This window comes from Catelliglobosispora koreensis DSM 44566, from assembly GCF_000379685.1.
GTDB classification, from domain to species: Bacteria; Actinomycetota; Actinomycetes; order Mycobacteriales; family Micromonosporaceae; genus Catelliglobosispora; species Catelliglobosispora koreensis.
In genome coordinates, this window is record NZ_KB903261.1 from 186399 (window position 1) to 201343 (window position 14945).

Consider the following 14945-nt stretch of genomic DNA (forward strand, 5'->3'; position numbering starts at 1 on the left):
GTGTCCGTTCCCTTTCACTTCTTCGCCGCGTCAGCGGCCTTTTGCATACGCTCACAGAACGCCTCAGCCGAGCCGCCCCGGAACATGAGGTCGTTCGTGGCTTCCTGGCACTCATAGGCGATGCCCGGATAGAGCTCAGGCCACCGGTAACTAACCGTCTCAGCGTCCTTGAGCAGAGCGCTGGCCATGGCCGAACCAGCGGGCGATTCCTTCACGACGGTCGGCGACCCGGTCAGCTCGGTGAACTTGCGGGCGCCTTCGGCCGACAGCATCTGCCGCAGGTATTCCTTGGCCCCACGCGAGTTCTTCCCGTTAGCGGAAACAAAGAACAGGTTGCCCGGCTCGGCGAGCACCGCCGCGGCTTTGTCGTCAGGGGACACCGACGGCAGGGTGACCGCCCGGTAGTCGAACCCCGGCGGGACTACCTTCGCCTGCTCGTGCTCCAGCCATGATCCGGACGGGTAGAACCCAACACGCCCTTGTGCTTGCAGCGCTTGCACTTTCGCCCGTGTGGACGTGAAGTGACCCTTGTCGAGGAACCTGCTGCCAACTTCGGCCCACAGCGCGGCGGCCTGCCGGATCGCGTCGTGCCGCCACGCCCCATCGGCCAGTTTGTCCAGTGCCCACAACACTTCGGCGCCACCAATCTTGGCCGCCGTCGTGAGCATCGCCTGAATCTGATGCATCGCACCGTCCACACCGGCATAGGCGTAAGGCGTGATGCCAGCGCCTTGCATCTGCTCCAGCAAGCCGATGAAGTCGGGCCACGTCACCGGGACGGACCAGCCCCGATCACGGAACTGCTTGCCGGAATACCACAGTCCATAAGCGACATACGTGTAGTTGATCGCGTAAGGCTTGCCGTCAAACGTGACCACGGCGCCGGGAATCAGCGTCTCTTCAACCGTTACAGGCTTCTCGGGCTTAGGCGACTTCCCACTCGGGTCAGGCAAGACCGCCGCCGGTGCTTTGAGCAGATCGGTCAGATCCGCGATCTGCTCGCCCGCGATCAGCGCCGGCATGTTGAGTGGCTTCGGCCCGGCGTTATTGACCAGATCAGGCTGGTTCTCGCCCGCGAACCGTGGCGCCAGCACCGTCATCTCTTCGATCGCCGCGAACTTCACATTCGCCTTAGGAAACAGCTTCTGGTATGCCGGGATGTGCGCCGCCGTGGCGAACTGCGTCCCATAACCGCCGCTGAACAAAATCACCTCAAGCTCGGCATCGTTCTTGACGCCCAGCGGATTCGCTTCGGTGACTTCACCTTCAGCCTGCGGAACCTTTGGCTTCTCCGGTGTCTTAGTGCACGACGAAAGCAAGCCGGCGGCCATCAGGGAAAGAACCATCCGCCGGCGAGCCATCAGCTGTCTGCCAGCATGTCGAAACGGACCACATTCTCCTCGCGGCCAGGTCCCACGCCGACCATGCTCACCCGTGCGCCACAAAGCTCCTCAAGCCGCAGGATGTAGCGCTGAGCGTTGTCGGGCAGCTCCTCCATGGTGCGCGCCTTGGAGATGTCTTCCCACCAGCCGGGGTGGTATTCGTACACCGGCTTGGCGTGGTGAAAACCCGTTTGGGTCATGGGCATCTCATCAACGCGCTCACCGTCGATTTCATAACCCACACATATGGGTACTCGGTCGAGCCCGCTCAGGATGTCGAGTTTCGTGACCACCAGGTCGGTGATGCCGTTGACGCGAACGGCATAGCGCCCGATCACGGCGTCGAACCAGCCACAGCGACGGGGGCGTCCCGTGGTCGTGCCGTATTCGCCACCCGTCTTGCGCAGGTGCTCGCCCATGTCGTCATGCAACTCGGTCGGGAAAGGACCGGCGCCGACCCGCGTCGCGTAAGCCTTGGTCACACCGATGACCTTGGTGATGCGCGTGGGCGGTATGCCCGTGCCGACACAGGCGCCACCGCTCGTCGGGTTCGAGCTCGTGACAAACGGATAAGTCCCGTGATCGAGGTCGAGCAGCGTCGCCTGAGCTCCCTCCATGAACACGGTCTTGCCCTCTTCGAGCGCCTTGTTCAGCAGGAGCCGCGTGTCAGCGATGAACGGCGTCAGCCGCTCCGCGTAAGTCAGGTATTCCTCGACCACGGCACCAACGTCAAAACCCTTGCGGTTGTAGACCTTGATGAGGATCTGGTTCTTCTCCCGCAACACCAGCTCAAGCTTCTGGCGCAAAATGCCCGGGTCGAGCAGGTCCTGGACCCGGATGCCCATCCGCGCGACCTTGTCGCCATAGGCCGGGCCAATGCCACGTCCCGTGGTGCCGATGCGCGCTGTGCCGAGGTACCGCTCGATCACGCGGTCCAGGGCCCGGTGATGCGGCATGATCAAGTGCGCGTCGGCTGAGATGAGCAGCCTTGAGACGTCGACGCCCCGCTCGGTCAGCCCATCGATCTCGGCCAGCAGGACCTTGGGATCGATGACGACACCGTTGCCCAGCACGATGTTGGCGTTGGGGTGCAACGCTCCGCTGGGCATGAGGTGCAAGGCATATTTCTGGCCATCCGGGGTGACCACGGTATGGCCGGCATTGTTGCCGCCCGAGAAGCGGACGACGTAGTCCACTCGACTGCCGAGCAGGTCGGTAACCTTGCCTTTGCCCTCATCGCCCCACTGGGCGCCGAGGAGCACTATCGCTGGCATCCTTCTCGCCTTCCTGGCGGGCACCGCAAATCGGTGCCACCAAGGTTGTCAGGCTAACAGTGAAAGGATGCCTGCGGTGCACGACGTACTCATATTGAGCCTGGTCGACGGGGGTGCCTGTAGTCAGCGTGTCCCAGTGCTGCACTGCTCAGACGCACTGCGCGCCACAGGCGCCACGGTGACCACTGTCGCTGCCGCCTCAGACGCCGAAATCGACGAGGTATTGGCTCGCTTCGATGACCCGGCGCGAGCGGACGGGCTCACCTGGCCTGCGACCTCGTCATCGGTCCGCCTAATCGCCGCCGTCGAGAACGCGGGCCAACTTCGTCACATCCTGCGCCGCCTTGTCCGGCGCTACGCGGCGCCCGGCTCCAAGCGCCCAGCGGACCTTCCCGACGGGCGGACCATTCCGGACCTTCCGCCGCTCGGCATCCTTCCGCTAGCCGATCTTGAATTCATCGGGCAGCTGGACCTGCCCAGCACCCCCGCCGACGTCGCGGCGGCTGTTACGGCTGGCACGGTCCAACGGCTCGACCTGCTGCGACACGACGGTGGCTCCGTCACGCTCGACGGTGTGCTCCTCGGCGAAGCGGGCGAGGGTGACGTGCCCGTGCCCTGGCAAGGCCGCATCGAGGTCGACGACGTCGTTCTGAGCAGCGGAAACGATCACATCGTCGCTCTTGCGATCGCCAACGGCCACGGGACGGCCACGTTGGACGGATTGCCGTTGATCACTGCGGCGGATCCGGCTGACGGTCTGATCGACGTCGCCATCGCCGTACCTGTCGTGCACAAACCGCTGCTCGGGCGGCAGCGGATGCGTTACGAGGTCCGCCGCGCCCGTGGACGGGCCGTCGCCGTCACTCCACACGCGACAGAGCTGCCGTTCATCGACGACACCATCCCCGGTGCCCTGACCAGGAAGCGATCATGGTGGATCGAGCCAGGGGCCTGGTCCGTCTACACTGCGACGGGGAGGAGGAACGATCCGAATGTCTGACATGGAGTGGCCGCCCGACGAGATCAACGGACCGGCGACCGACGAGATCAAGCCCGCCGCACGAGCCTCGGCACCTGTGCCAGGCGTTCCGCTCGCAGGGATACCCATGCCCGTGGCCGGACCGCCCACCGGGATACCCGTCGCCGGACCGCAATCGCTTGAGCCACCGCCCGGCCTGCCCGTGCCCCCAGCACGCCAGCAGCCAGCCGTCCCGCTCGACAGCGCGCCAATCCCCGTGCGTCCCCACACGACGCCCGTGCCGCTGACCCAGCAAGGGACACCCGTACTCCCTCCGCCGCCCACCTCAGGCCCGGTCTATCCGCCGCCCCCGGCGACCTTCCCGTCGCCCGCCCCGACTTCCGGCGCTCCCACTTTCGGCCCCGCCGGTTCTACACCGACTTCGGGCGCCCCTGCCTTCGGTTCTGCTGGTTCGACCGCGCCGACTTCCGGCGCCCCTTCTAATGGCGGCCTCTCTTCCGGTAGCCGGTCTGCCGGTGGCCCCTCCGCAGGCGGCCCTCCTGGCTCAGGGCTTTCCGGATCCGGCCCTTCCGGCACCAGCCTTTCCGGCTCTGGCAGCTCGGGCCCTTCCGGTTCGGGACCTTCCGGTTCGGGCCCCTCCGGCTCAGGCCCTTATGGCAGCGGCGGCCCACAGGCAGGCTTCCCGCCAACCGGCACGCCTAATAGCGGTGCGCCTTCCGCTGGCTCGTTCCCAGGCGGCCCTTCTGGCTCCGGCCCCTCGGCCGGCTCGTTTCCGGGTGGCCCTTCCAACGTTGCGTCCAGCGGTTCTTCGGCTTCTGGTCCCGGTCTTCCGCCTAGCGGTGCTCCCGGCGGCTCTGGTCCCGCGTCCAGTTTCCCGCCTGGCGGTGCTGCCGCTGGCCCCGGTAGCGTTTCCTCTGGCGGGCCCTTTCCAAGCGGCTCTGCCAGTGGCTCTTCGCTTTCCGGTCCGTCGGCGGGTTTTCCGCCTAGCGGTGCTTCGGCTTCTGGTCCGGGCTTTCCGCCTGGTGGGGCTGGAGGCGGCTCGGTCGCGGGTGGACGGCCCACCGGTTCGGCATCGGGTGCGCCAACGAGCGGTGCTCCGACATCGGGCGGTCGGCCTGGCGGTCCGCCGCAGTTCGTAGGGGTGCCGCCCACGGGACAGCGCCCGGCGACGCCGCCTCCGCCGCAGTTCCAGCCAACGGTGCAGGGACAGCCACCGCGCACCGGTGAAACGCAGATGCTGCCGACGATCGCGCCGCCGTCGCAGGGTCCACCTTCGGTGCCGACGCCGATTCTTCCCAGCGAAGAGGTCTACCTGCCGACGGCGGAAGAGTTCGCACGCAGACGGGCACAACGGCCAGCCGATCCCGTGGCGCACATGGGCATTCAGGCCGCTTTACGCAAGACCACGTTTGGCCTGGTGAACCTGTCGCCCGGGCAACGTGAGCAGGAGATTCGCCGTCAGACCGACATCGTGCGGCGAAACTTTGGCGGTCTGCGTCAGGTCACGATCGTCAACCCGAAGGGTGGAGCGGGCAAGACCTGTGCGGTGCTGCTGCTGGCGATGACGTTTGGCCGCAAGCGCGGCGGTTACGTTCTGGCCTGGGACAACAACGAAACCCAGGGCACGCTCGGCATGCGTTCACAGCAGGACTTCCATTCCAGGACGGTCCGTGACCTGCTTCGCGACCTGCATCAATTCCAAGGTGTGAACAGCCGCGTGGGCGACCTGTCGCAATACGTTCGCGCGCAGGGCGACGGCATGTTCGAGGTGCTGGCCTCCGACGAGTCAGCGACCGCGGGCGAGATGCTCACCGCTGACGCCTTCGCCGAAATCCGCGAGGTGGTCAGCCGCTTCTACAAGCTGATCATGGTCGACACCGGGAACAACGTCCGCGCTGAGAACTGGCAGGCCGCGATCGACGCGACCGACCAGCTCGTGGTCACGATGTCGGCTCGTAACGACTCGGCTGAGACTGCCGCGCGGATGCTCGATCACTTGGAGCAGACGGGCCGGTCACGGCTGGTCCGGCAAGCGGTGACGATCGTCTCTTTGCCACCGAGCCGCAAGGAACTCGATATTCCGGCGATCCAGCGGCACTTCGCTGCCCGGACCAGAGCAGTCCTGATCGCGCCCTATGAGCGGATGCTCGACTCCGGTGAGCCGATCGACTACGCCCGGCTGTCGGTCGAGAGCCAGGACGCTTGGCTCGCCATCGCCGCCGCTGTGGCCGACGGCCTTTAAGGCATGAGAAAGCGTGCGCTGGACACACCTCCAGCGCACGCTCTTTTGCTGTTAGGACAGAGCGTCGGCCGCTGCCGGGTCGCTGTCGCGCAAGAACTGGGCGCAGCGGGCGGCTTCGTCTTCTTCACCGATGCCAGCTGCCGCCTTGGCCAAGGCGTCTAGACAGCTGAGGAATCCGCGGTTCGGCTCGTGTGACCAGGGGATCGGGCCGTGACCTTTCCAGCCGTTGCGGCGCAATTGGTCCAGGCCACGGTGATAGCCGGTGCGAGCGTAGGCATAAGCGGTGACCAGCTGACCGTCGGTCAGGGCCTGCTGGGCGAGAGCCGCCCAAGCAGCACTGCTCGTCGGGTAAGCCGCTGCCGCCTTGACCGGTTCTTCACCTGCTGCCAGGGCGGTCGCACCGGGATCAGTGGGTAGCAGGGTCGGATCGGGCTGAGGCATGAGATCACGCATGCCATCCATTATCGGAGCAAAAGCGTGGCAGCCTCATCGAGGTCGTCTGTGATGTGGATGAGTTCACTCTGATCGCCGAGCGGCGAGCCAGCCAGCAGCGGGCGCAAGAGCTTCTCGACCGGCAACTCTTCGGTCCAGAAGCGCCGTCCAATGAAGACAAACGGCCCTGAGCTGTGCACAGTGCCGTAATAGGTCATCGTCGTCGCCTGAAAGACTTCTTGGACGGTTCCCGCCCGGCCGGGAGCGAACACGATGCCACCCCGTGACAACTTGAGAATCTGCTCCTCACGGACCGCGTTGCTGAACATCTTGGCTGCCCGGGCGGCGAACAGATTGGCGGGCTCGTGCCCGAAGAACCACGTCGGAATGGACAGCCCGCCTGACCTTTCCCAGCCCGCCGCCGGGTCCGGCATGAACCGTTTCCGGACCGCGAGAGCGGCGGCGGTGTAGGCCTGGCTCTGCCGAAAGTCGCTGTGCTCAGCGAGCTGATCGATCGCGAGGGACAGGTCTTCGGCCGGACGCGTTGACAGATAGGCACCGAGGTTAGCGGCCTCCATCACGCCCGGTCCGCCACCGGTCAAAATCAAGCGGCCCGCTCGCGTGAGCAACCAGGCGAGCTTGGCCGCGTCGCGATAGCCGGTGGATCCGCGGTGCTCCGCGTGTCCGCCCATGACTCCCACGATCGTGCCGGCACCGTGATCTTTGATCCAGCCATCGGTGTCGTGCGCGAGCGCGTTGTCGATGCCGTGGTCGTGAATGCGTTGCGCCAACGCTTCCCGCAACTCCGGCGTCGCTCCACCTTGGGCGACGAAGTGCCGGTAGATCCGGGTGTCATACATGCCCTCAAACCCAGCGGTGTCGAACCCGGCCGCCAGATCGTCCGCTGTGTACAGCTGCGATGGCTGAGTCGGGAACGGGACGTCGGGGAAGCTGGGGACCACGTGGGCGCCCCGCCGGACCAGCTCTAGCAGTTGCTGCTCGGTCATGAGACAGCCGACGAACAAGGCACGGGTGACGTCGATGTCCGCTAGCTCGACGGCGGTGAGGTCAACGCCCTGCAGGGTCAGGTCAGCCACGCTGCCCCGGCGCAAGTGGACGGTCAGTTCCGCCAGCGACTCCACCTCATGTGGACTGTGGTCGACCGGAGTGATCACTTGGGACAAAGGCGTGGGCATGAGCAGATCATAAAGCCGCCACGCTATTACTGAATTAGGCGTAATGTCCGCTTTATGGAACGGCTGGCTCGGCTAGGAACCCTGCGGACCGCGGTCATCGTACTGACCGCAATCACGGCTCTCTATTACCTCCTGGTCGCTTTCGGCAACGTCACTGACTACAGGACGAACTTCGACTTCGTCGACAATGTCTTCGACATGGGAACGACGTTTGACGATGAACACCTGATGTGGCGCCGCATCCGCAACAACGGACTCGTATCGATTGCCTACATCGGAGTGATCATCTGGGAGGGCTTGATCGCGCTGGTCCTGTTGTGCGCGTTGTTCAAGTGGTTGCGGGGCAACGACCGGATGGGACGGCGGCTGTCCACTCTGGGCTGGACGATGGGCCTCATCCTCTTTGGCGGCCTGTTCATCACGATCGGCGGCGAGTGGTTCGCCATGTGGCAATCGTCCAAGTGGAACGGACTAGAACCGGCGTTTCGCAACTTCGTCATCGCCGGGATCGGCATCATCCTCGCCAACATGGCCAGCCACGATCAGATGACCTCCGTGGCACGCGGTGTGGCCGCGGCCGCCGAACCTGACGTCGCCACGCTTCGTCCGCCAACGCACACGCAGACTCATAAAGACCACTACTAACCTTCGTAGCGGGCAGCGATCGCAGTGGCACGTTCACGCAGGGAGTCGCGTAACCATTGCGGTGACAGGGCTTCCGCGCTCGCGGCGAGCTGCCATAGGGCCCACACGGCGTGTCTTGAATCTTGGAAGGTCACTTCGAGCCGAAGCCAGCCATCCGTGTCGGGCTCCTCGGCGAGGACGGCAACAGCGGTTTCTATCAGCTGGTCTCGCCGCGCTGGACTTATCCGCACCAGCACGGTGACCGTGTCGCCGCCGGCCCGAAACCGCGTGCTGCGTTCTTGCCAGGCCCGGTCTAGGTCGACTGGGTCTGATCGTTCCGCTGGTTCGGTAAGTTCCTCCGCGGCCACGATCCGGGACAGCCGGTAGGTGCGGTCCTCGCCAGACCTTGCCGCCAACAGGTAACCCTGGTCGCGCACGGTCACCAGACCGATCGGATCCACGGTGCGCCACTTCGCTGGCTGGCCCGCGGCGGCGTACTGAAGGCGAAGCTTATGTCCGGCGAACACCGCACGGCGCACCTCGGCCACGATGGTGTCGGGCACTTCGTCGGCGACCTGCCTGCGGGACAGGAGGTCCGTCTCCGGATCGATCAGCAATCGCTGTGAAGCGCCCGCCGCGGTTTCCCGATAGCTTTCCGGCAGTGCGTCGATCACCTTGAGCATCGCCGAAGCGAGCGCTGAGCCAAGGCCGAACGCCTGCGCGCCCCGCCTCGATCCGGCGATCAGCAGGGCGAGCGCCTCGTCATGGTTCAGTCCAGTTAGCTCGGTCTGAAAACCGGGCAGCAAAGCGAATCCGCCGAGCCGGCCGCGTTCGGTGTAGACCGGGACGCCTGCCGCTGACAGGGCTTCGATGTCCCGCAGCACGGTGCGAGTGGACACCTCCAGCTCGCGGGCGAGCGCGGTGGCCGACAGCCGGCCGCGCTGGCGTAGCAGCAGCACCAGCGACACCAACCGGTCGGCCCGCATGCCCGAACTTTACTTCGAATACATGACAGAGGGTGTCGTGATTGCCCTGCGAGGCTCAGCCAATGACATTGAATCGAGCGGCAATCAACCCGTGGACCTGGTCAGTGGCACTGGGGTACAACCAGGGTGAGATCGTATCCGGGCAGACCCGAACCCTTTACTGCGCCGGGCAAACCGCGATGAGCGGTGACGGTAAGCCGCAGCACGCCGGGGATATGGCGGCACAGGTGGCGCTGAGCCTCGACAACTTGGAGGCCATCCTGGGCGAGGCCGGGATGTCGCTGGCGAATCTCGTCCGCCTCAACGTCTACACCACCGACGTCGATGGGCTCTTCGAGCACTATGGCGTGCTGGCGTCACGGCTGGGTGCCGCAGGGGTCGCCCCGCCCACCACGATGCTCGGCGTGAGCCGGCTGGCGATCCCCGAGCTATTGGTTGAGCTTGAGGGAACAGCTGTCGCGTAAGGCGGCGCGAGCAGCAGGCAGGTGAGGTGATTCGCGGTGCTCAGAGTGGTAACAATCGGCGTCTATGACTTCGACAGGGAATCGTTTCTGGAACGACTGCGGCATGCGAATGTCAGCCTGCTGCTCGACTTACGCCAGCGTCGCGGCGTTCGGGGACCCGAATACGCCTGGGCGAACTCGGCTCAGCTACAGCAGGCGCTCGCCGCGGCGGACATCGGCTATCGGCATGTGAAGGAACTAGCGCCGACAACGGAGCTGCGCCAGCTCCAGTACCGCGAGGACGATCGCCAGCAGGTGGGCAAGCGCAACCGGATCGCGCTGGCGCCTGCGTATGCCGAGCGCTATACGAAAGAGATCCTCGACCCGTTCGACCTAGGTGCACTCGTGGCTAAGCTTCCAGCCGACGCGGTGACGGCTCTGTTCTGCGTCGAGCGCGACCCCGAGGCGTGCCACCGGTCTCTTGTCGCCGGGCGGCTGCACACCGAGTACCAGCTGGTGGTCTCGGATCTTCGCCCGGAATAGAGGAAACCTCAGGCGATCGGGACGCGCCGCCAGAAGCCGACCGGCAGGGAGACCTCTGGATCGCCGGAGAGACCGTTTTCGTCCATCGCGTTGAAAAGCGCCACGCGAACGTCGCCGAAGAAGAACTCGAGCGCGTGCAAGACGTTGGGGCGCCAGGCATTGGGGCTGATGCGTTCCACGACGTTGACTGACGTCAGCGGACGGCCGAGCGCGGCTTGGATCGCGGGATGCGGATCGGCCCACCAGTCCAGGCGCAGGCCGGGCCAATCGAGGGCAGCTTGCATGTCGATGCTGTCCCAGCTGATCGCACACTCGTCGAACTTGCGGTGAGTCACCTCGACGTTGGCGTCGGGGAATCCAAACACGACAGGGCCGCCGGTGAACCAGGTTTGCTCGTCAAGGTCCCAGACCAGCCACGAACCTACGAGTGGCTGGCCGATGAGGCGCGCGAACCGCTGCCGGTGCGCGGCGGCTAGCGCGTTCGCATCGTGGTACCAAGTGGGGTCGTAACCTTCGATGCCTAACACGCCAGCCGCCTCTGCAAATGCCACATCGGTGACAACGAGGGCAAACCTACTTCAGCGACGTCCCCGCGCTACGCAGGTCTTGGCAAGCCTCGACAACGCGCTTAGCCATGCCGTTTTCGGCCGCCTTGCCCCACGCACGTGGGTCGTAGGTCTTCTTGTTGCCGACCTCACCGTCCACTTTGAGCACACCGTCGTAGTTGGTGAACATGTGTGCCGCGACCGGGCGGGTGAACGCGTATTGCGTGTCGGTGTCGACGTTCATCTTGACCACACCGTGGTCGAGCGCGTCGCGGATCTCGGTCAGCAGCGAGCCGGAGCCGCCGTGGAAGACCAGGTCCAGCGGCTTGGACTTGCCAAACTTGGCGCCGACAGCGTCCTGGATCTCCTTGAGGATCTCGGGACGCAGCTTGACGTTGCCTGGCTTGTACACACCGTGCACGTTGCCGAAGGTCAGGGCGGCCATGTAGCGGCCCTTCTCGCCCAGGCCGAGCGCGTCGACCATGGCCAGACCGTCCTCAACCGTGGTGTAGAGCTTCTCGTCGATGGCTCCGACGACGCCGTCCTCTTCGCCACCAACGACGCCAACCTCGATTTCGAGGATGATCTTCGCGGCGGAGGCGAGGGCGAGCAGCTCCTCGGCGATCTCAAGGTTTTCCTTCAGCGGCACAGCCGACCCGTCCCACATGTGCGACTGGAACAGCGGGTCCTGTCCGGCCTTCACTCGCTCGGCGGAGATCGCCAGCAGCGGGCGGACGAACTTGTCCAGCTTGTCCTTGGGGCAGTGGTCGGTGTGCAGGGCGATGTTGACCGGGTACTTCTTCGCGACCTCGGCGGCGTAGGCGGCGAACGCGACCGATCCGGTGATCATGTCCTTGATGGTCGGGCCGGACAGGTACTCGGCACCACCGGTGGAAACCTGAATGATTCCGTCGCTGCCCGCCTCGGCGAAGCCCTGCAACGCCGCGTTCAGCGTCTGCGAAGACGACACGTTGATGGCCGGGTAGGCAAACGCGCCAGCCTTGGCGCGGTCGAGCATCTCGGCATAGACCTCGGGGGATGCGATAGGCATCGGTATTGCTCCTCACGTGCTTCAAACTGGTGGGGCTACCGCGCTGTGCCCCCAGGCTAAACCTCACCACACCGGAGCGCTCGCTGGGCGGTGAGGTTTACTGACCTGGAGTATTACCTATGCCTCGCCCTTTACGCGATCGGGGATGACTAGGCTGATCGCCCAGGTAACGATGCTCATCACGATCGCACCCCAGAATGCGGGCCAGAATCCGTTGATGTTGAACGGCAGATCCAGCAGGCCAGCGAGCCAGTCGGTCAGCAGGAAGAGCAGCGCGTTCACCACGAGCGCGATCAGCCCGAGGGTCAGCACGTAGAACACACAGCCGACAACCTTGATGATCGGTTTGAGGATCGCGTTGACGAGACCGAAGATCAGCGCCACCGCCAGCAGCGTAAGCAGGTTCTTCGTCGTGGATGATCCAGTGACGTCGATACCAGAGACAACCTTGGTGGTCACCCAGAGCGCGATCGCGCTGATGACCCATGTGATGAGAAACCCCATGATCTCATCTTCTATGCCTAAACCCCCATCTGCTGGCGAATCAGGCAGTAAGGGCCTACGTTGAGAGGATGACCGAGGTTCCCGAAGGCGACGCAGTGGAGCAAGCCATCCCGCTTGATCCAGAAGAGGTGCAGCCCGAACCGCCGTCCCCGGGCCTGGACCTGCCCGAGGCCGACGTGGTCGAGCAGTCGATTCCCGTGCCAGACGAAGAAGACGACTACCGCTAAACCCGGTTCCAAAGATTGGCCGGTAATGTCCGGCCGTAGGTCGGGAAGCCGGCGTGGCCTGCTAGCCGGTACCCTTGGCGAGCGTGAACACTATCCACGCCGTCGCCGAAGTGGCCAGCTTCAATCCACTCAACCCCACAGACTGGCTGCAGCTGTTTGGTTCGTTCGCGGTCTACGGGGTGTGGTTCATCCTGTTCGCCGAGACGGGCCTGCTCGCTGGCTTCTTCCTCCCCGGCGACTCGCTGCTGATCGTGGCCGGAGTCCTCGCCACGGGCGCGGGCACCGCGCTAGGGATCAAGCTCGATATCGTGCCGCTGCTGATCGGTGGCCCTATCTTCGCCATCCTTGGCGCACAGCTAGGCCATTGGCTGGGCGTGAAGTATGGCCGCAAGCTCTTTGACAAACCGAACTCCCGGCTCTTCAAGAAGGAGTACGTGGAGAAGGCCGAGCACTACTTCCAGAAGTTCGGCCCACGTAAGGCCGTCGTGCTGGCTCGCTTCATCCCCATCGTGCGCACGTTCCTGAACCCGGTCGCCGGTGTTCTTGGCATGCCGGCCAAGCAGTTCTTCGTCTGGAACGTTGTGGGCGCGATCCTTTGGGTCGACGGCATTCTGCTCGTCGGTTACTACGCTGGTGACACGCTCGTCGATCTGATCGGTGGCCCGGACAAGATTGACAAGTACATCATCCCATTCGTGCTCGTGATCGTGCTGATCTCCGCGATTCCCATCTTCATTGAGATGGCACGCGAGCGGCGTGCCAAAAGGGCCAAAGTCAAAGTAGACGTCAACGCCTAAAGCGAAAGGCCCCGGGGAAATCCCGGGGCCTTTCGCTTTACGTCAGCAAGGCCGCTAAGAAGATGGCTTCCATGTCACGTGGATCGGTGACCGTGAAGGCAGCACCGCCCGTGGTCTTCGCGATGGAATCCATTGCGGCGAGGTCAACGTCAGGGCCCATGCCCAGCAGCACCACCCGGACCGGCCGGGTGACATCGGCTAGCAGTTCCAGCTCTCGCTGCACGTCGCCGAGGTCAAGACCCGTCGTGTCCTTCCCGTCAGTGAAGATGACGAGCGTGTTGGACAGCTCTGGCTTATAACCCGTCAGGATTTCCTTGTACCCAGCCAGAATCGACTGATACAGCGGTGACGCGTCCGTTGGCTGTGGCGCAGCCCCCGCGATCGCTGTCTCCAGCTTCGTTCGCTGTCCGCCCGGTGTCTTGGCCGGGCCGAGTTTGGCCAGTGGCACCAAATTGAGATGTCCCTTGCCGGCGAAGGCCCACAGGCCCAGTTCGCTGTCGTCGGTGAACATGCTCAGCCCGGTGACCGACGCCTGCCGCATCACGTCCATGCGCGTCTTTCCCGCACCCATGATCTGACCCATCGACGACGTTGAGTCGACCATCGCGACGATCCGTGACGGGGTCCTCGCCGCGGTCCAGACGGACAGCGACTTACGCACCTTCGCCATGTCCGTCACCGGCTGCACGTGCACGATGTTCGCCGTGACGCCATGACCGGTGGGGAAACCGGTCGCCGCCGTTCCGTCTGGCGCCCGCAACCGGTGCGGTGCCAGCAATCCACGAAACTGCGGGCTGACGATCGCTGACTGGAACGCTGCCGCCGCCAGGGAAACCTTGTGCGGCTGATGGTTGCGAACCGCGAACGGGAAGTCGAGCGCTGGCAGATCGGGCAGATAGGCCGCCGCCATGGGAGTCGTTGTGCCGCCAGCGTTGTAGGCCAGAAGCGCCTGTTCGCTAACGGGCGCCGCCATGGGTTTGTCCGTCGAAGCCGCCAGTGCTTTCCACAGCGCGTCGGTGTTGTTCACTTGCGCACCGAGGCTGCGGTAAGCCAGCACCAGTTTGGGCAGGTCCTTTTCTGAGGTCACAAGGGCGTCGGCGAGAACCATGGCACCGGCGACTCCAGCCGTGTCCCGGCGCGGCTCCGTTATCGCTATCCGCAAAGCGTTTTCGCCCTTGAGGTTTAGCGCGAGTTTCGACAACGCGGTCATGTCCAGTCCCGCTGGCAAGTTCAGGGAACGAGCCGCGCTTTCTGGCAACGCGATGACGATAGGACTAGAAGCGACCGAAGGAGCACTCGCCTCAAAGAGCTCACGGTCGATCGTGCGCACCCGTCCCAGCCAATATGACGAGTCTGGAATCCAAACAATCGGGAGGTCCGCTTCGGACGGTGTGGGCGCTGGTTTGGCCGCGACATCAACCAGCCCGCCCGCCCAGGTGCCCCAGCCTTCAGCCAACTCCACCGACGATTTAGCAACCACATCAACATGGATGCAGTCGCCTTCCACGGAGGGATCGGTCGCTGTCCACTTAGCACCAATGTCGGCGATCGCCGGGGCGATCGCGGGATCCGCGGCCACTGTGAGCCGGATCCCAGCGCTGCTACAGCCATCCGCATCGGCCGATACAGCGCGAATCGCCATCGTGGCAAGGGTTATTAACCCCAGTGCGCTGATGATGATCACGGGGGTACGTATTGCTGGCTTAGCCAGTATTCGAGA

At 64.5% G+C, this 14945-nt stretch carries 15 protein-coding genes and 1 pseudogene; 7 read left to right on the plus strand and 9 right to left on the minus strand.

What is annotated here, in order from left to right; all coding sequences use genetic code 11:
• Nucleotides 1-14 precede the first annotated feature (14 nt).
• Complete coding sequence (locus A3E1_RS0120100) at nt 15-1361, minus strand: extracellular solute-binding protein (protein WP_020522591.1); 1347 nt, start codon at nt 1359-1361, stop codon at nt 15-17.
• Entirely contained in the window at nt 1361-2656 is a 1296-nt protein-coding gene (locus tag A3E1_RS0120105) for an adenylosuccinate synthase (protein WP_020522592.1), read from the minus strand. The genes A3E1_RS0120100 and A3E1_RS0120105 overlap by 1 nt, the downstream gene beginning before the upstream one ends.
• 76 nt (nt 2657-2732) lie before the next feature.
• Here A3E1_RS0120105 and A3E1_RS0120110 point away from each other — a divergent pair, with 76 nt between their 5' ends.
• Both A3E1_RS0120110 and A3E1_RS46660 read left to right on the plus strand, forming a co-directional pair.
• Nucleotides 2733-3656 (plus strand): diacylglycerol kinase family protein, encoded by a 924-nt coding sequence (locus A3E1_RS0120110; protein ID WP_020522593.1) that lies wholly within the window; start codon nt 2733-2735, stop codon nt 3654-3656.
• Nucleotides 3657-4950: 1294 nt separating this feature from the next.
• Nucleotides 4951-5877: pseudogene (locus A3E1_RS46660) on the plus strand (MinD/ParA family ATP-binding protein); the annotation flags it as partial.
• 51 nt (nt 5878-5928) lie between these two features.
• On the opposite strand, the gene A3E1_RS0120120 reads toward A3E1_RS46660, so the two are convergent.
• Both A3E1_RS0120120 and A3E1_RS0120125 read right to left on the minus strand, forming a co-directional pair.
• On the minus strand, nt 5929-6330 hold the full coding sequence (locus A3E1_RS0120120; protein WP_026208629.1) for a DUF3151 domain-containing protein: 402 nt from the start codon (nt 6328-6330) through the stop codon (nt 5929-5931).
• Nucleotides 6331-6338: 8 nt separating this feature from the next.
• Nucleotides 6339-7505 (minus strand): LOG family protein, encoded by a 1167-nt coding sequence (locus A3E1_RS0120125; RefSeq protein ID WP_020522596.1) that lies wholly within the window; start codon nt 7503-7505, stop codon nt 6339-6341.
• 54 nt (nt 7506-7559) lie between these two features.
• On the opposite strand from A3E1_RS0120125, the gene A3E1_RS41175 reads away from it, so the two are divergent.
• On the plus strand, nt 7560-8150 hold the full coding sequence (locus A3E1_RS41175; RefSeq protein WP_020522597.1) for a DUF2165 domain-containing protein: 591 nt from the start codon (nt 7560-7562) through the stop codon (nt 8148-8150).
• Here the strand turns inward: A3E1_RS41175 and A3E1_RS0120135 are convergent.
• Nucleotides 8147-9115: a helix-turn-helix transcriptional regulator gene (locus tag A3E1_RS0120135; protein ID WP_020522598.1), complete on the minus strand. Its 969-nt coding sequence runs from the start codon at nt 9113-9115 to the stop codon at nt 8147-8149. The two genes, A3E1_RS41175 and A3E1_RS0120135, sit on opposite strands and share 4 nt — an antisense overlap.
• Nucleotides 9116-9177: 62 nt before the next feature.
• Here A3E1_RS0120135 and A3E1_RS0120140 point away from each other — a divergent pair, with 62 nt between their 5' ends.
• On the plus strand, nt 9178-9579 hold the full coding sequence (locus tag A3E1_RS0120140) for a RidA family protein (RefSeq protein WP_211215961.1): 402 nt from the start codon (nt 9178-9180) through the stop codon (nt 9577-9579).
• A 36-nt stretch (nt 9580-9615) separates the two neighbouring features.
• On the plus strand, nt 9616-10101 hold the full coding sequence (locus A3E1_RS0120145) for a DUF488 domain-containing protein (protein ID WP_020522600.1): 486 nt from the start codon (nt 9616-9618) through the stop codon (nt 10099-10101).
• A gap of 8 nt (nt 10102-10109) precedes the next feature.
• On the opposite strand, the gene A3E1_RS0120150 is transcribed toward A3E1_RS0120145, so the two are convergent.
• The 3 genes from A3E1_RS0120150 to A3E1_RS0120160 form a co-directional block, all read right to left on the minus strand.
• Nucleotides 10110-10652, minus strand: a complete 543-nt coding sequence (locus A3E1_RS0120150) for a hypothetical protein (protein ID WP_245571278.1) — start codon at nt 10650-10652, stop codon at nt 10110-10112.
• 22 nt (nt 10653-10674) lie between these two features.
• Nucleotides 10675-11697: a class II fructose-bisphosphate aldolase gene (fbaA, locus tag A3E1_RS0120155; RefSeq protein WP_020522602.1), complete on the minus strand. Its 1023-nt coding sequence runs from the start codon at nt 11695-11697 to the stop codon at nt 10675-10677.
• Between the two features lie 117 nt (nt 11698-11814).
• Nucleotides 11815-12201 (minus strand): phage holin family protein, encoded by a 387-nt coding sequence (locus tag A3E1_RS0120160; RefSeq protein ID WP_020522603.1) that lies wholly within the window; start codon nt 12199-12201, stop codon nt 11815-11817.
• Nucleotides 12202-12269: 68 nt separating this feature from the next.
• Here A3E1_RS0120160 and A3E1_RS47220 point away from each other — a divergent pair, with 68 nt between their 5' ends.
• Complete coding sequence (locus tag A3E1_RS47220) at nt 12270-12428, plus strand: hypothetical protein (protein ID WP_020522604.1); 159 nt, start codon at nt 12270-12272, stop codon at nt 12426-12428.
• An 83-nt stretch (nt 12429-12511) separates the two neighbouring features.
• On the plus strand, nt 12512-13225 hold the full coding sequence (locus tag A3E1_RS0120170) for a DedA family protein (protein WP_020522605.1): 714 nt from the start codon (nt 12512-12514) through the stop codon (nt 13223-13225).
• 37 nt (nt 13226-13262) lie between these two features.
• On the opposite strand, the gene A3E1_RS0120175 is transcribed toward A3E1_RS0120170, so the two are convergent.
• Complete coding sequence (locus tag A3E1_RS0120175) at nt 13263-14909, minus strand: VWA domain-containing protein (protein ID WP_026208631.1); 1647 nt, start codon at nt 14907-14909, stop codon at nt 13263-13265.
• Nucleotides 14910-14945: the final 36 nt, after the last annotated feature.